Source organism: Lacticaseibacillus absianus (assembly GCF_013407595.1).
GTDB classification, from domain to species: domain Bacteria; phylum Bacillota; class Bacilli; order Lactobacillales; family Lactobacillaceae; genus Lacticaseibacillus; species Lacticaseibacillus absianus.
In genome coordinates this window covers 1062262-1082226 of sequence record NZ_JABEKX010000001.1, presented here as the reverse complement: position 1 = coordinate 1082226, position 19965 = coordinate 1062262, and the positions used below count along the sequence as shown (strand labels likewise).

The 19965-nt window shown below is 55.9% G+C and carries 24 protein-coding genes and 1 pseudogene; 4 read left to right on the top strand and 21 right to left on the bottom strand.

Annotated elements, in window-relative coordinates; genetic code table 11:
• Positions 1-51: 51 nt before the first annotated feature.
• The 14 genes and pseudogenes from HII33_RS04575 to HII33_RS04510 form a co-directional block, all read right to left on the bottom strand.
• Positions 52-357: a hypothetical protein gene (locus tag HII33_RS04575; protein ID WP_179394596.1), complete on the bottom strand. Its 306-nt coding sequence runs from the start codon at positions 355-357 to the stop codon at positions 52-54.
• 69 nt (positions 358-426) lie between these two features.
• Positions 427-1239 (bottom strand): metallophosphoesterase family protein, encoded by an 813-nt coding sequence (locus HII33_RS04570; protein ID WP_179394595.1) that lies wholly within the window; start codon positions 1237-1239, stop codon positions 427-429.
• A 94-nt stretch (positions 1240-1333) separates the two neighbouring features.
• Positions 1334-1546 (bottom strand): annotated as a pseudogene (locus tag HII33_RS04565) (2,3-bisphosphoglycerate-dependent phosphoglycerate mutase); the annotation flags it as partial.
• 603 nt (positions 1547-2149) lie between these two features.
• The gene (locus tag HII33_RS04560; protein WP_179394594.1) at positions 2150-2752 is read right to left on the bottom strand and encodes a DUF1643 domain-containing protein; all 603 of its coding nucleotides are present in this window, start codon (positions 2750-2752) and stop codon (positions 2150-2152) included.
• Positions 2753-2823: 71 nt separating this feature from the next.
• A complete protein-coding gene (locus HII33_RS04555) occupies positions 2824-3963 on the bottom strand; it encodes a site-specific integrase (protein WP_179394593.1) in 1140 nt (379 codons plus the stop codon).
• A gap of 56 nt (positions 3964-4019) precedes the next feature.
• Positions 4020-4265, bottom strand: a complete 246-nt coding sequence (locus HII33_RS04550) for a helix-turn-helix domain-containing protein (protein WP_179394707.1) — start codon at positions 4263-4265, stop codon at positions 4020-4022.
• A 76-nt stretch (positions 4266-4341) separates the two neighbouring features.
• Positions 4342-5967: a phage/plasmid primase, P4 family gene (locus HII33_RS04545; RefSeq protein WP_179394592.1), complete on the bottom strand. Its 1626-nt coding sequence runs from the start codon at positions 5965-5967 to the stop codon at positions 4342-4344.
• Positions 5967-6386, bottom strand: coding sequence for a hypothetical protein (locus HII33_RS04540; RefSeq protein WP_179394591.1), 420 nt, complete (start codon positions 6384-6386; stop codon positions 5967-5969). The genes HII33_RS04545 and HII33_RS04540 overlap by 1 nt, the downstream gene beginning before the upstream one ends.
• 384 nt (positions 6387-6770) lie before the next feature.
• Positions 6771-7958, bottom strand: coding sequence for a hypothetical protein (locus HII33_RS04535; protein WP_179394590.1), 1188 nt, complete (start codon positions 7956-7958; stop codon positions 6771-6773).
• 122 nt (positions 7959-8080) lie between these two features.
• Positions 8081-8374 (bottom strand): hypothetical protein, encoded by a 294-nt coding sequence (locus HII33_RS04530; RefSeq protein WP_179394589.1) that lies wholly within the window; start codon positions 8372-8374, stop codon positions 8081-8083.
• A 66-nt stretch (positions 8375-8440) separates the two neighbouring features.
• A complete protein-coding gene (locus HII33_RS04525) occupies positions 8441-9466 on the bottom strand; it encodes a hypothetical protein (RefSeq protein WP_179394588.1) in 1026 nt (341 codons plus the stop codon).
• 44 nt (positions 9467-9510) lie between these two features.
• A complete protein-coding gene (locus HII33_RS13985) occupies positions 9511-9759 on the bottom strand; it encodes a Mor transcription activator family protein (RefSeq protein ID WP_425483983.1) in 249 nt (82 codons plus the stop codon).
• Between the two features lie 440 nt (positions 9760-10199).
• Positions 10200-10892: a 2,3-diphosphoglycerate-dependent phosphoglycerate mutase gene (locus HII33_RS04515; protein WP_179394586.1), complete on the bottom strand. Its 693-nt coding sequence runs from the start codon at positions 10890-10892 to the stop codon at positions 10200-10202.
• Between the two features lie 89 nt (positions 10893-10981).
• On the bottom strand, positions 10982-11884 hold the full coding sequence (locus HII33_RS04510; protein WP_179394585.1) for an aldo/keto reductase: 903 nt from the start codon (positions 11882-11884) through the stop codon (positions 10982-10984).
• Between the two features lie 114 nt (positions 11885-11998).
• Here HII33_RS04510 and HII33_RS04505 point away from each other — a divergent pair, with 114 nt between their 5' ends.
• The 4 genes from HII33_RS04505 (at position 11999) to HII33_RS04490 (ending at position 13685) form a co-directional block, all read left to right on the top strand.
• Positions 11999-12205, top strand: coding sequence for a hypothetical protein (locus HII33_RS04505; RefSeq protein WP_179394584.1), 207 nt, complete (start codon positions 11999-12001; stop codon positions 12203-12205).
• A 102-nt stretch (positions 12206-12307) separates the two neighbouring features.
• On the top strand, positions 12308-12478 hold the full coding sequence (locus HII33_RS04500) for a PspC domain-containing protein (protein ID WP_179394583.1): 171 nt from the start codon (positions 12308-12310) through the stop codon (positions 12476-12478).
• A gap of 389 nt (positions 12479-12867) precedes the next feature.
• Entirely contained in the window at positions 12868-13476 is a 609-nt protein-coding gene (locus HII33_RS04495; RefSeq protein WP_179394582.1) for a DUF2975 domain-containing protein, read from the top strand.
• Entirely contained in the window at positions 13473-13685 is a 213-nt protein-coding gene (locus HII33_RS04490; protein ID WP_179394581.1) for a helix-turn-helix domain-containing protein, read from the top strand. The genes HII33_RS04495 and HII33_RS04490 overlap by 4 nt, the downstream gene beginning before the upstream one ends.
• A gap of 67 nt (positions 13686-13752) precedes the next feature.
• On the opposite strand, the gene HII33_RS04485 is transcribed toward HII33_RS04490, so the two are convergent.
• From HII33_RS04485 to HII33_RS04455, 7 genes are all read right to left on the bottom strand, one after another.
• Positions 13753-14808 carry an AI-2E family transporter gene (locus HII33_RS04485; RefSeq protein ID WP_179394580.1) on the bottom strand — a complete coding sequence of 352 codons (1056 nt, stop codon included), beginning with the start codon at positions 14806-14808 and terminating at the stop codon, positions 13753-13755.
• Positions 14809-14882: 74 nt separating this feature from the next.
• On the bottom strand, positions 14883-15584 hold the full coding sequence (locus HII33_RS04480) for a class A sortase (RefSeq protein WP_179394579.1): 702 nt from the start codon (positions 15582-15584) through the stop codon (positions 14883-14885).
• A gap of 75 nt (positions 15585-15659) precedes the next feature.
• On the bottom strand, positions 15660-16376 hold the full coding sequence (gene sfsA, locus HII33_RS04475; RefSeq protein WP_179394578.1) for a DNA/RNA nuclease SfsA: 717 nt from the start codon (positions 16374-16376) through the stop codon (positions 15660-15662).
• Complete coding sequence (locus HII33_RS04470; RefSeq protein WP_179394577.1) at positions 16373-16666, bottom strand: hypothetical protein; 294 nt, start codon at positions 16664-16666, stop codon at positions 16373-16375. The genes sfsA and HII33_RS04470 overlap by 4 nt, the downstream gene beginning before the upstream one ends.
• Positions 16667-16910: 244 nt before the next feature.
• A complete protein-coding gene (locus tag HII33_RS04465; RefSeq protein WP_179394576.1) occupies positions 16911-17372 on the bottom strand; it encodes a universal stress protein in 462 nt (153 codons plus the stop codon).
• A 41-nt stretch (positions 17373-17413) separates the two neighbouring features.
• The gene (locus HII33_RS04460; protein WP_179394706.1) at positions 17414-18667 is read right to left on the bottom strand and encodes a carboxylate--amine ligase; all 1254 of its coding nucleotides are present in this window, start codon (positions 18665-18667) and stop codon (positions 17414-17416) included.
• Between the two features lie 145 nt (positions 18668-18812).
• Positions 18813-19955 (bottom strand): GGDEF domain-containing protein, encoded by a 1143-nt coding sequence (locus HII33_RS04455; RefSeq protein ID WP_179394575.1) that lies wholly within the window; start codon positions 19953-19955, stop codon positions 18813-18815.
• Between the last annotated feature and the right edge of the window lie 10 nt (positions 19956-19965).

The window sequence follows — 19965 nt, the reverse complement described above, 5'->3', positions numbered from 1 at the left end:
TGCCCGCCTAGTCAAGCAACGTGCCGGGTCAAAAACGCCTGTCGTATGGCCTCACCGCCTGATCAACGTCAGCACCTCGAGGTCATCGGCGACGATCCGGTAGTCACTGAGGATCGCGTCCACCGTGTCGGGCCCCCAGAACCACAGCAGGCGGTACGCAGCGATCACGCCAACGCCGCTAGCCAGCATCAGCTGCCGGAGTTGCGCATCCGACGCGCCGCCTGCGACCGCAGGCACGCTGACGAGTGTCGCCACTTCAGGCAAGGCGCGGTTGTCGAGCAGGATCCGCGGCTGCTGGGCCTGGACGGCGGCGATCACCGCCGCTTTGTCTGTCATCACGTTCGTTGTCTGGATCACGTCGCCACCTCCATGTGCCCATGGTACCAAAAGGCGCAAGCGGTGCCATCAGACTTTAGGCCCAAAGTGTCACGCGAGCGGGTCGGTCGCGTCGTATTGCGCGTTGAGCCGGGTCAAGGCGGCTTCGTCGTAGGTGTGGATCGTGCCAGTCTGCAGCTGGTCAAGGTAGAGCTCGAGGTACGGGAGCCCCGCTTCTGTGGCCCGATGCGCCTCTGTCGCGACGTCGTAATCGACGCGGCGAAACGCGAGGTCGCCGAGATGCTCATTCGCTAGCGTCATCAAGGCGTACCGCGCGCGGTGATCGTAAGGGTGGCGCGGCCAGTTGGCGACTGGCATCCCCACCGAACCCGGATTGATGATCGGCTGCTCGTGGCTGGTGTAGCGCAGGAGCTGGTGGTGCGTATGGGCGTACAGGGCCAGATCCGCAGTCGGCGGGACCAGCGCGTCGAAGTGCGCCTGCTCAGCGGCCGGCATCAGCGCCGGCCCCCAGTTCTGCGCCGGCTGGTTGTGTGACACGCTGACCTGCAGACCAGCGAGACTGCGCGTAGCCGTCAGTGGTAGTGCACGCAGCGTCGCCAGCTGAGCCGGAGTCAGCTGTGCGCCGATGAAGCGCGCCAAGCGTGTGAAGTAGCGGTGCTTGAAGTTGTCCGTGTACCCCTGCGCCAACCCCTTGAACAGGATATCCTCCCAGTTTCCGCGCACCAGGAGCCGCACCCCGTACGCCGCGATCAACTCGAACAGCTCGGCCCCGCCCGGTCCCGGCATCAGCAGGTCGCCCAATAACCAGATCTGCGTCGCCCCTTGCGCCTGCGCGTCAGCCAGCGCCGCGGCCAATGCCGTCACGTTGCCATGCACATCCGCCATCACTGCGATCTTCGTCATCCGCTCGCCTCCCATTGGGTCCATGATACCACACCTCGCGATCGGCGCTGGGCGCAAAAAAACACGCCTACAATCACGTAGACGTGTCGCTTGATTACTTGCCCAGCTTGGTCTTGTCGGTCACTTCCAACTTGTCGTTGAAGGTGTAGACAACGGGTTCGCCGGTGGCCATTTCCAAGTTGATGATGTCTTCGTCGGAAATGTTTTCGATGTACTTGGTCAAAGCACGCAGGGAGTTACCGTGCGCGGCGATAATCACGTTCTTGCCCGCCAGCAGGTCTGGGGCGATGTGATCTTCCCAGAATGGCTAGAAAAAGCCTGCCACAACTGCATCCCCCCCATCGAGGCGCCCGATACTACTGACCAATTAGCGACCACAAGGCGACCTCGTCATTCTATGCTGTTTTATGCAAGTAGCCAATTGCATGGGCGACATGGATACTTCAACCACGATGTAAGCTTGCCTCGCCGAAGAGTTCGCAGCCTTCAGTCCGTCTATAGTAGCACTGAATGATCAAGTTCGCTGCTCCCAGAACAGGATCAATTCCTAGCTTCTCCCTACAGCTCAGCGTCCAGAGACAAGCTCCCTCAAGCAAGCGCTTCACCATCAACGGCTGCTTGCCATCAGAGTGACGTCTACAGCATGAAGACCTGCCTTAAGCTGCCTATACCGACCTAAGCATGATCAAATGGCATCACAGAAAGGGCAGCCACTTGCTATAGCCCTCTTACAATTTGACCAGCGTTTACTACCTTCACACACTCACTCCGACTTATACATGAATCGTTACCTTTACCAGGCAGCCGAACTGGTACTGATTGTTCAATCCGTTCCACGACCAGCCAGCCACATTGCCGAGTACCCGCTGACTATACACGGTCAACTTTCGAATACAGCCATCTGTTACCCTCAAATTTCAGGCTGATATTCAAATTCTTTCTTCTTGTGCCGGGAAGATTCCCGTTTACTTGTAGCTGTCGCAACCGTTGGGCTCAATGGTGACAACTGCCAATCCTGCCCTTGAAGGCTTAGCGGGTGAGCTGGTTGATGGGTCTTGGGATTTACAAGCCAGCTCACCTTATCATCCAGCTTTTCATGGTGCAGAACAGCCAGCATCTCCTCTAATCGCGCACCCGCAACCTTCGATTTGTTAGGCAACGATCCCATCGCCAGAACAACCTGGTCAACCTCCTTTGCCATTAGCGCAATCTCTTTGAGTCCTTGCGCGGTTGCCGAACTAACCAAGCTCTCATCCTTAGCGTTCGTTACAGGCCGGCTAAAGAGATTAGCGATTGCAACACCTCCTCCCTTGACTCCTCTAACATGGTTTACAATCAGCAGACGGGTCAAGTCCAGCACTCGAGGGTCGCCTACGGAGGGGTAATTCGCTACCACCAGGTATTGGGGGAGCAGGCTGTTCCATGACCAGCGTACCCAGAATAGGTGCTGGGTGTTCGATCTCGAAGTTACGGTAATTTCTTCCAAAAGCGTTGGGTTATCCTTTTTAATCATTATAAAATCCTTTCTCGTTTGCCTCACGTCACACAAAAAGGCCAGCACCTCATGGGCGCTGGCCTGAAACCTTATCCAATCCCCGAAATCACCTTTAGGGCCTTCTCACTTTCTTGTTGAACGTCATCGGGTAAAATTGACACGTAGTACCTCTGCGTTACAAGCGTGGATGCATGGCCAAGATATTTGGATACATAATTGATATTGACACCATTTTCGATCAGCAGACTTGCAATGGTGTGCCGAATCGTATGGGTGCTGAATTTGGGTTCGTATCCTAATTTGACCTGTAGCTGGTGATAACTTGCATTAAGGTTCTTGGCATCTGGCAGACGCCCTGTCTTCCGCAGAAAGATGAATTCCCCAGGGTTAGCAGTGCCCTCCTTGAACAGCCATTGCCGATGTGCGAGCTCCCACCTGTGGATCAAGGTCATTGCCCTTTCGGAGATATTGATTACACGACGCGCGCTGGTCGTTTTGGGAACACGTACCTGATTATGCAAGCTATCGTAAGACTCGTCCACGCGTACCGTACGTGCCTCATAGTCCAGGTCATTAGACCGAAGCGCAAGCACCTCACCTGCCCTCATCCCGGTCTGTGTCGCAACCAGTAGCGCCATACGATTCGTATCATTAGGGCCATAGTGGTACCTACAAAGGAAATCAGAAATGCTGTAAAATTCCCTTCTTGGCATAAACTTCCGGTCATCACCTTTGGTTCGGCTGGGATCCGCCACAAGGTTGATTGGACCTGCTACCGGACTCTTAAGTATGACACCGTCGTCCACCGCGGAACGAAACATCATCCGGAGCTGGGCTAGCTGCTTGCGGGCCGATTCTTTCGACATCCCTAGCAGATTGAAGTACTGCTGCATGATAGGTCGGCTGGCGTCACGCATCCGAACCTTGGGCAAGATTTGCCTGAGATGAACTTCGGTGACATGGTAGGTATCTGCAGTAGCGGGGGCTACAACCGGCTCCTTATAGAGCATGAACCATTCGTAGAAGTAATCAGCGATAAGAACTTGGTCATCACGGAACGTAACCCCATTGGCTCCGTTCGCCGTCATTTTGGCCAGCCATTGCTCAGCCTCACGCTTCGTCCTAAACACTTTAGTTTTTCTCTTCCTAATGCCAAAGCGGCTGACTGAATACTCCGCCTTGAACGGTCGATCTGAACCCACCACTGGATTTGCAATAATCCTCGACATTTAATTAGCTCCCTTTTTAAAAAAGCGGCCCCCTAAGGAGACCGCCAGTCTTTCCACTATCTGTTCTCAAACCAACGCTCGGAACGTATACGAACGTATTCGAGTAAACCACGCTTTGGTATACGCAGCTGAGTCCCTGATCGTCCGACAACGATCCGTGGCAGCGAAGGATCAAGCATCCAATCCTCGAAGCTCTGCCGCGAGATGTTGAGCAGTCGTGCCGCTTCGTTAATGGTTAAGAGTCGATCACTGTCCTGGTTAAAAACATATTCGCGATAGACGACCAAAAGTTGACTAAACATTCTGGTCGTGTGATCCCATCGCTCTTCCTCACCCAGTTCCGCCCCAGATTGAGACGTGTGCGATGAATCAAGCACTTTACACCACCTCCTCTAAGTCGTGATTCTCCTGCCCAGCGAGCACAAGATCATGGACGAATAACCGACCATTAGATTTGCTTCGAACTGATTTAAAACCATGCATGACTATGAGGCTCTCATCCAGCTTTCTCCAGAATATCTGTGGACTTTGCGTATTAAAAGTAAGGTAGTTGTTATCCGCTGCCCACTTCACATACGCCTGAACGATCTCTGACGTTTCTGTACGTGCACCGTGCTCGACTTTCAGTTCTCGCGCCAGAAAGTGCTGAACTGGATTGCCCGCTAACAGATATTCATCCGTGGCTTTCTGCATCGCGTCTGAGATTGAAAAAGTATAGTCGTGATCAATTAGTCTCTTGAGTCCGGCAAGCGCAAAGTTCAAGATGCCCGGTAACTCCGCATACAACTTCTGGGTTAAATCTCGATCTTGCTGGTTTCCCAGGTAGGTTTTCGGGAACGGTAGCAGCTTCAACCGTCGCGTAAAACCTAGCGTCGAATCTGTGATAACCGGCAGTGCATTGAAAACAAAGATGAACTTCGTAGGTAGAACGGCTGTCACACCGTCTTTGAATTTGATGTCCACCTGAATTGCATCTCCCGATGTCACAGCCTTGAGGATGCTTGTCGAAAACGTGGCCGCCCCGTTCTCAGTGCTTATAGACATCTTCTTTTGCAAAAGATCAGCTTTGGCGAACCGATTTTCAATGTCCTGCAAGGATACTGCCGCCACATTGTGAACCCCAATCATACGACTCAACACTGATGTCAGGACGCTTTTGCCGCTTGCACCCTTGGAGTACATGAAGAAAATGCTGTTGGCTTTTTGTAGCGGAGTCAGCATATACCCCATCATCTCCTGGACGAAGTCGACGCTGACCAGATCATTATCCATGATCTCGCAAATGAATCTCAGAAAACGCGGCGCCTGCGCTTCTGGATCAAAGGCAACATCAGAAGCAAACGTAACGAGGTGCGAAGGTTCATGCCCGACAACCTGACCTGTCACGCCATCAATGTCTACGTTCGAGACGGCGAAATATCTTTGATTGAAGTCACGTAAGGTTCGCCGCTCTACACGGCGATGCAAGTACCCGTACACCTTCTGCTCCATTCCCACACTCCACGCATCCATCCTTGGAAATGCAAGGTAGGTCGCTGCATCTGCAATAAACGCGTTAAGCGTCTCTTTCGCACGAACCCAGTGCCCGAGTACACGGTTGTACAGATACAAATCTTCGGTATCTGTCAGGCGAACGACAGGTACAAGGCTCATAATCATCTCGCTTATGCCCTCTGCGGTCGGATAGCAAATACCGTTATCCCAGTTCACCTGAAATTGCTTCCGCTCCAAGTGACGGATTTCCTCATCTACCGTCTGCGTTGCCTGTAAGGAAAACGTTTCCCCTCTTGCTTGCGAAAGAACAAATCGCTTCAAATCGTCATCCATGAAATGCTCACGGTCAAGGTACCTCTCAAGCTGAGAAGGTTCCATCTCTTCAAGAACCGCTACCCATTTTCCATAGTCAGGATGCTTTTGCCACTGCGCAATCTTAGCTTTGGGGATTTTCCAGTCCGTAGAGAAAACGCCCTCAAGAAGATCCGCATTTTTTTCTGAGAGTCGCACTATTCGTTCACCTCCTCACCAGCGTGTTCAAGCTCATTTACTGGGCAATACGAGAAATGATAGTGTTTCAAGTGGTTGTACACATGACCATTCCATGCCTTCTCACGTTCATACCATGCTTGACCTTTGCATCCGATGACGTCCTCTTCGGTGTACACATACTGCTTAGTAGCATGAGCGTATGCGGCTCCAAAGTCATTGTGGCTTTGTGCGTGCGTATCAATAGGGTCAAAGACGTTAATCTGCATTGTGGTCGGCGTGAAAATACCATTAGGGTCTGTCAACCGCATAATGCATTTCATGCCAGTCCGATGAAGATCGTCTTGCTCCTTTTCCCAAGGTTCTGCTTGGATGATCTCAAAGTTCAGTCGGCTTCCACTCAGTGGCAATTGGTCAATTTTGGTAACATTGTGCTTCATAAAAAATCTCCTCCTAAAATTGGGTGTTTGGCGCGCTGACTCTTCAACTCAGCGCTACCGTTCTTTAAGCTCTTCAGTTGTCAAAGGACATGAAATTGGAACATCGAGGAGGAGGAGGACGAACTAAGTACCTATCACTGTGGTCACTCCAATCACTGGATGGGGCAACTGGCTTACCCGCCGGTTCACCGAACAGGTTCGACGTACTGGCAACGCAAGCAGTGCCCGCAGTGACCACAGTGACTAGCTTGTACTTCGTTAACTGTGTCATCAAAAAACCGCCTTTCAAGATCGTAGTGAGAATGTGCTTCCTGACTACGGTCTTAGAATAGCGGTTATCGTTTGTTTTTTTCCTGCAGAAAAAAGTGCAGAGATGCTTCGGAACTACTTCAGCGCTTCTGGCAGCTGTGGTAAAGCTCCGGGGACAATCCAGTCCGATTCGTCTTTCTCTGCTGGGTCTTTGGCAAAGTATGAACTCGGCTGCCTTTTATCAGTTAAATTCGAGTCTTTGGAGGGAGATAACTGTTGAATATACCTTCCAAATTTCGAGTAGAAGTTAGTGTGCAATTCAGCCATTGTCGCAAGTAGTTCGCCACGGCTTCTTGCGTCCGCATACCCAGCAATTGAAATCAAGACCTCAAATTCGTGGTAAAGGGCAACTTTTCCCGAATACATTAAGCGATTTACAAGTTCCGGAAAAAGCCATTCATCTACGATTGTGCTGACTGAGTCCAGCGCCCGGTCGGCACCTAATTCTAGTGCGGCACGATCAAGTTGATCGAATAAATGCTCGGCTGCATCGTGTTCAAGTAATAGGGAGGATCGCTTGATCGTCATCCACTGGCTCTTAGCAAGTACGCTTTTTTCAGGGCTCACTGGCGCCAATCTTGCGTATAGACCCTCCACAGTACTTAGTATCCGCATTTTCGCGTTCTCCTTTTGGCTGACATTGGAGTCCTGCGTATACATCTTGAAAACATCAAGTATTTCTGCTTCCCGGCGCCATTCTTGGATAAACTTTGGATCCCGGTCTTTCTCAACCTTACGATCCTTATTTGCAAGGCTGGTGTCTTTAAACATGGCTATCGCAATCGTCATTGTGTCTTCCCTACTCAGACTGTCTAGATCGTTCTGCTGACTATCAGCGTACACACACTTTACCAACTGCATTACATGGGTCCACAGACTCTTAAATCCCCGTTTTGGTGACAATTCGTCAGCAGCCAGTTTTCCTGGCAACCCCAGCTGATTGTGATTCACTTTGCCCAGTGGCTTACCAAATACAATAGCTTCGTGATTCGTCAAAATAGCATACATCGCCACCAGTAGCTCAGCATTTCCTATCTCGTCATCCGGCTTTGGCAAAAAAGCATCCATGCTTTGACCATCTTTTTGCTCATCGCCTAGCTGATTAGATCTTAGGACCAAGCCACGAAAACGAGAGCTGGTCACCCATAGAAGAGCTAAGTACTTCTGCAAATACTCTACGTTTTTATCAAGATCGGCCAGCTGACGCCAATGACTTAATTTCTTCTGAAACAGGCAAATCAGTAAAAGTTGTCTATATGTCATAAGATCACCTCAGAATGAGCATACGTCAGTATCTACTGATGAACAAGTGATCTACTTTATTTCCTTCGCCACCACCCGAGCCACAGCCTCAATAACAAGCAACGCTAACTTAATCCATTTAGTCACGACAGCTTCACCTCCGAACTAAGCAGACAACCATTCTTAGTCACACCGAGTGCAAAAGTCTTCCCGCTCTTCGGGTCCTCAAGCATATACGCGACATACTCTGAGGTTGCATACTTCATAACGAAAATGGTAGCAACGACCGTATTGCCCTTGTACCCAGCTATCTCCTTGAGTAAGTTTTCATCAAGTTCATCCATCCCGAGCGTTACTGTTTCATATCCCAGCTCATACAGGTTGACGTCGGCTGCGGCCACCTGTTCCAGCATCTCATGAAGCCTTTCTTCGTCCAATTCAATTCCTCCCTTTCAGGCGCAAAAAAAGAGCCACCACTGATGGTGACCCCTCGATATTACAGATTATGGTTCCAAACTCGGATACTTGGCGACCAAATTGGCCTCAGTCTGGGCTAGCTCTGAACTAGTTGCCGACCCGGCACTACATTCAAGGATCTCCGAGTCAGAGATGGCGGCTAAGGCTGTAGCATCAAGCCCAAAGCGCTGGACCATGGTATCTCGCACCTGTTGTGCCGCTTCGTGGTCGCCAGATTGAGCGCTGTCTTGCGCTACACGGATTCTTGGGTACTGACGTTCAATTTCAGATTCAGTTACCCCAATGTCACCCTCGACCGCTACTGAATCATTGTACGCTTTAATGACAACCGAGTCCGGCACCCGGCCAAGCTCACTGGAAGATAGCTGTCCGGGATATGCACTCAGGATTGAGGACCGAATATCTTGCGCTTGCTGATGCGTCTTATTGGCTTCTGCAGTTGCGGCCGCCTTGGAGCTGGCAGCTGCCTTTGACTGAGCCTGAGCTTCACTGACCGTCTTACTCAACGAGTCAAACTTAGGCTTCAATTTACTCAGGTATGTCGCCTTTGCCCAATCAGTTTTGGCGAAGGGGGCTAGGGTGGCTGACGCCTGGTCAAACTGTTTAACCGTGCTTTGCTTATTGGCTTGCGTCAGTGCAGCCTCCATGGCCTTGTACTGCTTGACGTCTGCTTTTAGGGTGTCTTGAAGCTCCCTTAGTTTGGTCTCCAAGGCTCGAGCACCACCCTTTTGTGCTATCGCTTCTTGAAGAACTTTCTCCGCTTTGAGGGGATCACCACTCTTGATCAGCTTCTGGCCAGCTACTAGGGATTTTACCTGAGCAAGATACGCCTTAGCTGTCTTGTCCTTTGCCTTCTCGTCAAGCGCATTTTCGAAATAGCTGGTGGCTTGATCAAAGTTGTCCTGAGCAACAGCGTCTAACCCCTTCGAAATAGCCGTCTTGTAGCCATTTTGACTACTACTTTTTTGACTCTGCTGTTTTGACCCACACCCAACGAGCGTAACCACCAGAGACAATACGACTATCCCCACGCGCAACGTTACCTTCTTCATCACCGTGTCCTCCTATCAGTGTTAAAACAACCCAACAACTCCTATTATCGGTTATTTTTATCGTTCTGAACTTTCTTATAGATCCACCGCTGTGAATACCCGTATTTGTTCGACAATGCCCTTGCGTTGTGCCCCGTAAATTCGGATGCAATTTTCTTTCCGGCCAGGTCTCGATCGTACAGTCGCATCGGGAACTGGACCTGGAGTCCCTTAAACAGATCGTAGACAGCCAGCATATTGTCGACACCAATGGCATCTGCAAGCTGACGGTACGTACTGTGTAATGCGTCCACATCGATCGACGACTCACCCAATCCAACCACCCCTCTCGTCTATTGGTAGATTATCAACTTATTCGTGATATTAAAAACGAACTCTACATTAGGTTTGACATGAATTGTTCCTTGTAAAATTCAGCGTGAAAATCAGGTCAGTAGCTATCAACTTTTTGAGATTCGCCAGCCCTCCCTCGCTTCATAGACACATCACCCGCCAATGGAATAATATATATCTGGGTCTTGCGCGGTTTCTCGAGAGACGTATAGGCGACTTCATAGTGACCATGTCATCTCACGATATGTAAAAAAAGAGACCGACAAGCGACCGTTGAGTGTCGTCCGTTGGCCTATCGATATGGTCTAAACCATCTCATTCATTAATTCCCGTCAATATTGCTTCGCTACGGAACAAAAAAAGACGGCCGCTCACGCAGTCGCCTTAGAGGAAGAGCTAATTACTTGCCCAGCTTGGTCTTGTCGGTCACTTCCAACTTCTCGTTGAAGGTGTAAACGACTGGTTCGCCGGTGGCCATTTCGACGTCGATGATGTCTTCGTCGGAAATGTTTTCGATGTACTTGGTCAGGGCACGCAGAGAGTTACCGTGCGCCGCGATGATCACGTTCTTGCCGGCCAGCAGGTCTGGGGCGATGTGATCTTCCCAGAATGGGATCACGCGGTCGAGGGTGACCTTGAGGTTTTCACCACCTGGCACGATGCGTGGGTCCAGGTTCGCGTAACGACGGTCGTTGGCTGCGGAACCTTCGTCGTCTGCGCTCAAAAGCGGTGGCAGCACGTCGTAGGACCGACGCCAGATGTGGACCTGATCGTCACCCCACTTTTCAGCGGCTTCGGCCTTGTTCTGGCCCTGCAGCGCGCCATAGTGGCGTTCGTTCAGACGCCAGGTCTTGGTTTCTGGGATCCAGAGCTGGCCGGATTCTTCCAGCGCAAAGTGCAACGTCTTGATCGCGCGGGTCAAAACAGAGGTGTACGCCTGGTCGAATTCGAGCCCGGCTTCTTTGATCTTACGACCCGCCGTCTTCGCTTCTTCCACACCTTTTTCGCTTAAGTTAACGTCGACCCAACCGGTGAACTGGTTGGACAAGTTCCATTCACTTTGACCGTGACGGATAAGCACTAATTTTGCCATCTAGAGATTACCTCGCTTTTTATTTTTGTCAGCACGCTGACGGATTACATCACCTAATCATACACTATTTCAGAAAGCGACGCTAGGGTTCAAAACGCCTGATCGATCACCCGGTACTCCGCCTGACTGAGCACCACGTCTTGGGCCGCCGCGTTTTGGATCGCCTGGGCCGCATTGCGCGCCCCCGGGATCACCACGGTGATGTCGGGGTTGGCCATGTACCACGCCAGCAGCACCTGGGCGATCGTGGCGGCATGTGTCGTCGCGATCTGACGAACGGTCGCCAAGCCAGACTGGATGTGCCCAAAGTCGCCGAACCGCGCGAAGCGGCCCCCAGGATCGACGGTGTACTTACCGGTCAAGAGCCCGGCCGCCAGCGGAAAGTACGGCACGAAGCTGATCTGGTTCGCACGCAGGTACGGGAACAGCTCGCGCTCGGCCTCGCGGTGGACCAGGCTGTAATGGTCCTCCACGATGTCGACTTGCCCGTCCTGGTTGGCTTCTTGCAGCTGCGCGAGGCTGAAGTTGGACACCCCGATCGCCCGCAATTTGCCGGCGCGGCGCATGTCCGCCAGCGCGTTGACCGCCTCGGCTTTATCCGTGTGGTCGTCCGGAAAATGGATGTAGAACACGTCGAGGTAATCGGTGCCCAGCCGCATCAGGGCGTCATCGACCGCTTGGCGCAGGAAGGCCGGGGCGTTATCGTAGGTGGTCGGATTCCCCGGCACGTGCGCCGCCTTGGTCGCAAGGGTCAGCGTCTGGCGATCGTACGGGCGGATCGCCTGGGCGATCACTTCCTCAGAGTGGCCGAGGCCATACATGTAGGCGGTGTCGAGCATGGTCACCCCGTGGTCGATCGCCGCCTGGACCGCGGCCAAACCGTCTGCGTCTTTCAATTGCGGGTCGAAATTCTGACTTCCGACCTTGTTCGTCCCCATCCCCAGCTTGCTGGTACGGACATCGGTCTTACCGATCGTGGTCTGTGGCATCATCGTCATCGTCCTCCGTTCATTGTGATAGCGCCAGCGTACCCCAACCCGCCCGGTGCGTCAAATGCCTACCCTCACGCCACCGGTTCTGCTATGATGGCACGGGAGGGATCAACTATGCGCATCAAAGTCTGGTTCACGGTCGCCCTGCTCTGGGTCGCCAGCATCATCTACTTTATCGTCTACGTCAACAGCCCGGCCTTGCAGACCGCCGTCAACGGCTCAACGGCCCTGTCACTGCTCCACAGCCTGATGGATATCTGCCTGATCGGCGGCGGGTTCGCGCTGATCGCCGGTGCCGTCTACCGGCTCGTGCACCGCTGATTAGGCTTAGGGTCGAGCCCAAATCGGTCCTGCGGTGGAGGCAGTCTGACCGGTCAGCCCGTATACTGACCTTATCAACTGACTCGTTAGGAGGACGACGGCATGAATCTGCATAAATCTGCCACCGATCGCGTTTTCGCTGGCATCTGTGGGGGCTTGGGCGAGACGCTGGGCGTCAACGCCCTGTGGCTCCGGTTACTGTTTGTTTTTGGGGGTGGCATCTTGTTTTGGGTCTACCTGGCCCTTGCCATCACCCTGCCGGATCCGGATTGACCCGGCCGACGTCGCCCACGCCAATGCCTCTGTGCGTGGGCGACGTCGAGTTGACCCCAAAGACGGGACCACGCGTGGGCGTGATTCCGTTTTTTGGTGTGGCCCAGTCGCGCGGCCGCTGGACCAGTGCCCCGCGTCGGGCCCGAGGCGCTGGCTCACCAGTACCAGTCATCGTCGCGCCAGCTCATCGCCACAATGGCGGCGTGTACGCCGACCAGGGTCAGATCCGTTACGATCAGCACCGCCCCGCTCCCCGGCCCGCGCCACCCGCCGTTCGCGCAGCCCGGCTTGCTTATCGTTAATCGCTAATTTCTTGTTGTTTTTCGATAATTATCGGTTGCCACCCGCCGCCAGTCCGCCTATAATGAAGTCAACGAAGGAGGTGGGCCATGGCGATCTCACAACGCACGATGGCCCTGATGGCGACGTTCATCAAGGTCATGCTTCAACTTTCACTGCTCATCGTCCTGCTGTCGGGCTTGCTCACCCTGTTCGGGCGGATCGGCGTCAACCAGGTGATCCTACCGGGGCACACCTATGTCGATGTGGCGCTCGCACAGCCCACGGTGAGTCACAGCATCGAGGGCTTCTCAGCGGGGGCGCTGCCCGAATCGGCGACGCTGATCGGGCCGGTGTCGCTGGGCGCACAGGTGATCCTGATCGCCGACCAACTGCTCGTGCGACTGGTGGTCGCCGTCATGCTCTGGCTCGGCGCGCGGTTCTTCGCGGCGATCGCCACGGCGGCGGTGTTCACCACGATCAACGCCCGGCGCCTGCTCTGGCTCGGCTACTGCGGCCTCGGCCTGACGCTTTACCACGAGCTGATCAGCCCCTATCTAATTCGCTGGCTTCTGACCACGTTCACGCCGACGCAGCTCACCGGCGGCATCGACCTGGCCCCGTTCACCGGCCTGGCCCTCAGTTGCGCGGCGCTGGTTATGGGCTACGTGTTCGCTTACGGCGTCCAGCTCCAGCACGAAACGGAGGGGTTAGTGTGATCCGCTCACACCTGGCGGAGGTGATGGCGCAGCGCCAGGTCCGTGGCGTCGACCTCGCCGCGCAGATCGGCCTGACGGAAGCGAACCTGAGCATCCTCAAAAACGACCGCGCCAAGGCGATCCGCTTCTCCACGCTGACCGCCCTGTGCCGCGCCCTAGACTGCCAGCCCGGCGACTTGCTCGAATACGTCCCGGACGACCCCACCTGAACCCGACGCGCACCAAAACGGCCTTGCGCCCCTCAACCTAAAGGGGAGCAAGGCCATTTGTTTGCGGTCACTCGGTGTGATCAAGGCCGTGCGGCGCAGGCGGTGCGACCGGGTCGTCTGGGATCTTCTTGACGCCGATGATGTCCAGCAGGAAGGTGAACACCGGGATGCCAACGATCAGCCCCCAGGTGCCGAAGAGTTTTTCCCCGACCAGCAAGACGACGAAGGTGAAGAACACCGGCAGCTTGGTGCGGCTGCTCATAAACTTCGGGTTCAGCACATAGGCCTCGAGCATGTGGATCAGCAGGATCATGATCACGATGGTCGCGACGCCTTGCAGCCCGTCGACGGTGTAGGCGATGATCGCCAGCGGCACCACGGAGATGATCGCCCCGGCGACTGGGATCATCGACAGCAAAAAGACCATGATCGCCAGGCTCGGGACGTTGGTCATCTTGAGGAAGATCAGGGTGACCGTCGTGATCGCGGTGTTGACGATGGCGATGAAGATCTGCGCCTCGATCACCACGCCGAAGGTATTGATGAACTTGACCGCAAAGTATTTGAGGTCGGCGAAGTACCAGCCGAATGGCGAGTCGAGGAAGCGCTGGCCGAATGTCTGCAACTCATCGAGCTCGATGGTGAAAAAGAAGCTGAGCAGCAGCGACAAGACGAGTGTCACGCCCATCGCGGTGATATTGCCGGCGTACTCGAGAAGCGTGGTGATGCCAGCTTGCAGCTGCTCCTTGAGGTTCATCTGGTTGACCGACTGCAACACCCACTGCATCGCTTGGTTGTCCGCGAACGCCTGACTGTTGTAGAACTTCAGCACCGAATTATACAGGGTGACCGTCTGATCGGCGATCATCGGCACGTAATGGATCAGGGTGTACAGCACCCCCAACACCACCAGGATGTACAGCGGGGCGACCACGAGGGCTGGCCGCACGCGGACGTGGCGCCGCACGAGGTTGATCACCCGGGTGACGAGAAAGGCGAAGATGAAGGTGAGCAAGATCGTGCTCATGATGCTGCGCGCCAACCACAGGCCGACGCAGACCGACGCGAGGACGGCGGGGCGGCGCAAGTGGTCGTTGGCGATGAAGCGTTCGTATCGTGTCATGGTTGTCCTCCGTTAACTCCCCTATCTTACACCAAAAAACGTCGCGACTCACCCGAGTCGCGACGCCTTGCCGGTTATTTTTTCTCGAAGATCTTGATCGTCTTGTCGGTCGCTGCCTCGACCTTCTGCAGCTCGCCACGCACGTAGACGCGGTCGGCGTTCGAGTTGGTCAGGGCCTCACAGGTGATCAGCGTGACGAGCTTCTTGCCCGGCACGTCGTCGACCACCTCGACATGGGACATGTCGATCGTCTTCTTCTCGGTGATCTTGTAGGTGTAGACGTGGGTCATATCGGTCAGGTAGACCATGTCGCCGACCTTCGTGTAATCCAGCGGCGACATCAGTGGCCCGGTGCGCTTCATGATGCTGTGACCGGCCAAGGCGTAGTTGCCCTCGCCCATCTTCTGCCCCGGCTTCATGGTGCCGGCCCCAGTCGCCATGTGCGTGTTGGACAGGCCCTGAAGCACCGGCAGGTAGATCTTGACCGACGGCACGGCGAGCATGCCGATCGCATCCTTGCTGGCGTCGGTCATCGCCTTGGAAACCGTGGTGAGGTCAAGCGCGGACACGGCGTCAAAATCGTAGGTCGCCTTCTTCTTCTCGTTGGCCTTGACGCTTTTTTGGGTCACCGTCTGCATCGTCGACTGGCTCATGCGGTCAACGAAAAACAGTTTGATCTGCTCGTTGAACACCATCGCCAGACCGATCAGCAGCCCCAGCGTCAGGCAGACGCGCCACACCCAAGTCTTGACGCTTGACTTTTTACGCTTTGCCATGCGCTCGCCTCCTTATCGTGTCCCTATTGTACAACGCAACGTTATTTTTTGCCAACCCTTGTGTTCTGAGTCGCGCTAGACTTCGGTGAACGGCAGTGTCTCGTCGAACGCAACGGCGCGGTCGAGCGTGATAAAATCCGGCCCGGTCTGGCAGGTCAAGGCGATCACCCGCACGCCGGCCGCCTTGGCTGCCGTGATCGCCGGGGCCAGCGCCGGGAAGCGGTCCTTGTAGATCGTCACCGTCTCGATCCCCGGCAACTGGACCACCAGCAGCAGATAGGCGCGGTAGCCGGCCGCCACCGCGTGCGTCAGCGTGTGCACGTGTTTGAGCCCGCGCGTCGTCGGCGCGTCGGGGAATGCGGCATGGGGCCCATTGGCGAGGGTCACGCCCTTGGTCTCGGCGAACCACTGCCCCCCATCGGCCGCCGTCCCGGCAAAGTCCAGTCGCGAATCCAGGTAGGTCGTCTCGGGGTGCACGGTGTACGGCCCAGGGCAGCCGGGCAGCGCCAGGGTGCCCGCCTGCAACGCCGCGTTGACCACCCGGTTGGGAGCGAGACTGTCGATATTGATCCAGCGACCATCGCGCTGCACGGCCAGGATGTCGTACGGCGTCTTGCGCGCCGAGTTAGCCGCACGCCGGATGCTGACCGGGTGCCCAGGGACCAGAAGTTCCTTGTTGCGCCCCGTATTGCTGAGGTGGGCGGCGACCACTTCACCGTTCACGGTGACCGTCACCGTGAAGCGCGAGACCCGCGCCACCACTGTGCCGATCGTCACTGAGCCATAATTCATGCGTCATCCTCCTGTTGGGTCATGAACGCAGCGAATTCGAGATTGAAGAACGCACGCTTTAGGCTGACCCGCAGCGTGGGGCTAGTCGCCTGCCATTCAGTGCCGGCGCTGTCGATCGCCACTGCCCGCAACTGACGGTGGCGCACCGTGGCGTCGAACTCACGCTTGGCCACGCACTGGCGCGTGTAGACGCGCACCAGCGGTAGTTCGGTGGCGGCCCGGGCGTCGCGGTGCTCCTGGATCACCACCCAGATCAGCTTGCGTGTCTTTTTCATCTGGCGCTTGTTCATCGCATGCCCCTCCTGAGGCGGCCGACTAGGGTCGCGCTGGTCGCTTCGAACGCAACCGAGACTGAGCCGTCCAGCGGTTTTGAGCCCAGAGTATCAGCACAGCCCCGCGTCACCCCCGAACTTAGGGTTGACACGGGGCTGTGCTGGTACGGATTGGGCGTCGCTTGATGGCGCGGACTATTCTGGACTAGTCGTCATTCACTCGTGAACCGTTCAGCAGGCCTTGGCCCGACGATCCGCTGGCCTAGCGGACGACGATCACGGACACTTCCGCGTCGCGCACGATCTCACCGGCGACATGGCCGATCCGCGAGCGGCCGTGCTGCGTGTGGGACCCGAGGATGATCAGGTCTGGCTTGAAGGTGGGCACGATCTCTTCGAGGATCACCCGCGCAGGCTTGCCTTCGCCGATCAGGGGCTGAACGTCTTGTGCGCCAAACGCCTGCGCCTTTTCGACATAGGTGTTGAGGTGCGCGGCGATCTCGCTACGGCGCTGGCTCAAGATATCTGGTGACAGGGACTGATAGATGTTCAAATCGCCGGTCTCGAGGACCGAGACGATCCCCAGCGGGATATTGTAGATCTTCGCCAGCGTGGCGGCGTAATTGAACGCCCTGCGTGAGGACTCGTCGTCGTCATCGTCAACGGCGAGCAACAAGCGGTCGTAGTGCATGGACTGAACGACAAATTCTTCTTCTGTAGCCATAATGAGACCTCCTGATTTAGGTTAACCTAATTATACGCCTTTTAGCCCTTATTTTCAGCAAAATACTGCTTATAGCGCCCGACATAGTTATGGAACATGTACGTCATCAGCACCCAGCGCCGCAGGGACATGTCTTGGTCATAGAACACCGTGGTGCCCACGCGCCCCGCAGCCAGCAGCTCGAGGGCCCGCTGCTTGGCCGGATTGTCCTTGGCGTACTGCTTGAAGACGCGCTTAGGCACCCCGAGCCACAGCTGGTGTTGCGCTGGGTCTTGGTTCGCAAAGACCGGTGGCTGGTCGGCCAGCGTGGCGGTGATGTAATCGAGCACCGGCCAAGACGCGAGGTTATACCCGTTGAGGGTGACGAAAAACGAGCTGCGGCCCTGACGGATGTTGATCTCAAACAGCTTGAAGGTATCGTCGCGCACGTCGTATTTCATGTCGAAGTTGGCGAAGCCGGTGAACTGGATCGCCTCTAGGAACGCGGCCATCTGGTCATACAGCTGCTGATCATACTCTGGCAGGATCGCGACATAGTTCCCGATCGCAGCCGGCGTCGGATCCTCCAGCAGTGGGTGGCCCAAGCACATCATCTTGACGTGGTGGTGCTGGTCGACATAGGCATTGAGCACACGCATGTTGGAGTCATCCCCCGGCACGAAGTCCTGCAAGATCAGGTCGCTCGTGTAGCCGTTGTCATAGATCTTGGCGATGATCGTGTTCAGTTCGACTTGCGAGTGGATGGTGAAGGCCTTCTTGCGCCCCTCAAAGTGGATGTCGAGCCACTCGACCGAATCAGCTGGCTTGAGCGCCATCGGGAACTCGAATGGTGCGGTGATGACCACACCGCTGGCGTACATCGCCCGGGTGACGATCTTCGTCGCCGGATACGGCAGGTGGTACTCATCGCAGAGCCGGTAAAAATTCTCCTTGTTGTTCAGCTGACGCAACAGCGCGTAGTCGACATACGGGCAGACAAAATCCGCCTCGAGCTCAGGCTTGTGCTTGGCGATCAGCTCGGCGTAAGTGTCGCCACACGCGATCAGCAGCAGCTTGCCTGGTGCGTCAGCGTGGGCCGCGGCGATCTGCTGCATGGCCGTGAAGAAGGTCGGGTCGGTGTCGAAGTGGTCGATCAGGTGCACGTTGACGATCTTCGAATAGCGCGTCGGGGCCAGCTGTTCGCGGGCGTACACATCAACGGTCTGGCCGGTCAGCTCGTGCAACGAGCGCGCCATGCCGTACACGTTCATGTCGCTGCCTAACAGGATCGGGGTAAAAGCGGGGATCTCAGTCATGTGGTTCAATGTCTCCTTCATTGGGGCAACGCCCCTCGATTCGCCGCTGTGCGGCTCGGTAAGCGTGGTCCGTCTCGCGGCCGGGCCTGAACGCATTATACCACATCCGCCTGGCCCGAGTCGGCCGCCCCCCCCAAGCCGGCCTTCAGCGCCACAGTGTCTCCCCCGCCACGGTCACCCGGTCGCGGCCGCTGCGCTTGGCCTGGTACAAGGCGTGATCTGCACGCTTATAGACATCCAAGTAGTTCTGGTCGCGCGCGTCTGAGTGGTCCGCGCCCAGCGACACCGTGACGCCAAACTGGCGCCCGTCCGGGGCCGTGAAGCTTAGCCGCCCCAGCTCATCGTGGATCTGCCAGGCGATCTGCCGCGCCAGGGTCGGCTCAGGCGCCGCGCCCGGCAGGATAAAACTGAACTCCTCGCCGCCGGTGCGATACGACTGCACCCCCGGCCCCAGCGCCGCAGTCAGCTCGACCAACCGCGTCGCGACGCCTTGCAACACCTGATTCCCCACCAGGTGCCCGTACCGGTCGTTGACTCGCTTGAAGTCGTCGATGTCAAAGGTGAACAGGGCATAGGGGGTCCCGGTGCGCCGTGCCCGGTCGTAGGCCGTCTGCAGGGCCGCGCTGAACACGCGAAAATTCCACAGGTGGGTCAGGTCGTCGTGCTGGGCCGCGGCTAGCAGCCCCGCCTGGCGCTCGCGCTGGCGCTTGAAGGTGTCCTGCACCGTCCGCAACATCCAGCAGATCACCAGGTATGTGGCGACCTGCCACGGCCACCCGACCACGATCCCGTGCACCGAGACGAAGTTGAGGGCCAAAAGCGGGGCGGCAAACCCGAGGCAGTACGGGTAATAGCACCACCACCGCCGGCCGATCGCGGCCCCGCACTCCTGCGTGCAGATCATCATCAACAGTGTGAGGGTCCAATACAGCGTCCACTGCGGCGCATTCGGCAGCCACCAGTACCACACGAACAAGACCGCCGCGAGACTGAGCAACACTGGCCGCTCGCGGGCCAACAACAAGGCATACAGCACCGTGGCGACCTGGAAGTTGATATAGTTCCACCCGAACCCCGGGCGGTTGCCTAAGGCCGCCATCTGAAAGATCGAGGCGTAGTGAAATAGGAGCAAAAACGCGACCGTGATCGCGATCAGATACCCCATGCGCAGCCGCTGGTCCCGTGCCTGTGTGAACTTGGCGGTCTGCAGCCAGTTGAACAAGCAGGCGTAGCCGATCAACACGGCGCTGTTGGTCAGAAATATCGTGCCCCGAAGCCCCCAAGTCAATTCTCTCGTC

Coding starts and splice junctions, on each gene's coding strand:
- HII33_RS04570 (WP_179394595.1), bottom strand. CDS start 1,239: ATGACGAAGATCGCAGTGATGGCGGATGTGCATGGCAACGTGACGGCA.
- HII33_RS04560 (WP_179394594.1), bottom strand. CDS start 2,752: ATGATTAAAAAGGATAACCCAACGCTTTTGGAAGAAATTACCGTAACT.
- HII33_RS04555 (WP_179394593.1), bottom strand. CDS start 3,963: ATGTCGAGGATTATTGCAAATCCAGTGGTGGGTTCAGATCGACCGTTC.
- HII33_RS04550 (WP_179394707.1), bottom strand. CDS start 4,265: ATGTTTAGTCAACTTTTGGTCGTCTATCGCGAATATGTTTTTAACCAG.
- HII33_RS04540 (WP_179394591.1), bottom strand. CDS start 6,386: ATGAAGCACAATGTTACCAAAATTGACCAATTGCCACTGAGTGGAAGC.
- HII33_RS04535 (WP_179394590.1), bottom strand. CDS start 7,958: ATGACATATAGACAACTTTTACTGATTTGCCTGTTTCAGAAGAAATTA.
- HII33_RS04525 (WP_179394588.1), bottom strand. CDS start 9,466: ATGAAGAAGGTAACGTTGCGCGTGGGGATAGTCGTATTGTCTCTGGTG.
- HII33_RS04515 (WP_179394586.1), bottom strand. CDS start 10,892: ATGGCAAAATTAGTGCTTATCCGTCACGGTCAAAGTGAATGGAACTTG.
- HII33_RS04510 (WP_179394585.1), bottom strand. CDS start 11,884: ATGATGCCACAGACCACGATCGGTAAGACCGATGTCCGTACCAGCAAG.
- HII33_RS04505 (WP_179394584.1), top strand. CDS start 11,999: ATGCGCATCAAAGTCTGGTTCACGGTCGCCCTGCTCTGGGTCGCCAGC.
- HII33_RS04500 (WP_179394583.1), top strand. CDS start 12,308: ATGAATCTGCATAAATCTGCCACCGATCGCGTTTTCGCTGGCATCTGT.
- HII33_RS04495 (WP_179394582.1), top strand. CDS start 12,868: ATGGCGATCTCACAACGCACGATGGCCCTGATGGCGACGTTCATCAAG.
- HII33_RS04485 (WP_179394580.1), bottom strand. CDS start 14,808: ATGACACGATACGAACGCTTCATCGCCAACGACCACTTGCGCCGCCCC.
- HII33_RS04480 (WP_179394579.1), bottom strand. CDS start 15,584: ATGGCAAAGCGTAAAAAGTCAAGCGTCAAGACTTGGGTGTGGCGCGTC.
- sfsA (WP_179394578.1), bottom strand. CDS start 16,376: ATGAATTATGGCTCAGTGACGATCGGCACAGTGGTGGCGCGGGTCTCG.
- HII33_RS04470 (WP_179394577.1), bottom strand. CDS start 16,666: ATGAACAAGCGCCAGATGAAAAAGACACGCAAGCTGATCTGGGTGGTG.
- HII33_RS04465 (WP_179394576.1), bottom strand. CDS start 17,372: ATGGCTACAGAAGAAGAATTTGTCGTTCAGTCCATGCACTACGACCGC.
- HII33_RS04460 (WP_179394706.1), bottom strand. CDS start 18,667: ATGACTGAGATCCCCGCTTTTACCCCGATCCTGTTAGGCAGCGACATG.